Source organism: Pseudomonas sp. Kh14, from assembly GCF_900291005.1.
In the GTDB taxonomy this organism is placed as follows: domain Bacteria; phylum Pseudomonadota; class Gammaproteobacteria; order Pseudomonadales; family Pseudomonadaceae; genus Aquipseudomonas; species Aquipseudomonas alloputida.
Genome location: NZ_OLKJ01000279.1, coordinates 1 through 241, shown reverse-complemented (window position 1 = coordinate 241; position 241 = coordinate 1). Strand labels below are relative to the sequence as shown.

1 pseudogene is annotated in these 241 nt (G+C 63.5%); it reads right to left on the bottom strand.

Annotation, left to right across the window (positions count from 1 at the left end):
* Positions 1-241: pseudogene (locus FQ668_RS28115) on the bottom strand (surface lipoprotein assembly modifier); the annotation flags it as partial.

Sequence of the window (241 nt, the reverse complement as noted above, 5' to 3'; positions counted from 1 at the left end):
GTTGTAGCTGAGCCGGCTGTCCAGCAAGCCGCCGTTCAGGCTGGCCCGTTCACTGTAGTGGCCATTCTCATGGCGCAGGTCGAAGCTGGCCTGTTGCTGGCGGCGAAAGTCCAGCGGCAGGTTCAGGCTCAGGCCGAAAGAGCGGCTAGCGTGGTTGCTGGTGTCCAGGGCTTGGGTGGCGAACAGGTTGACCCCCACCTTGCCCAGTTGCGTGTTGTACTGCAACTGGTACTGGCGGCGC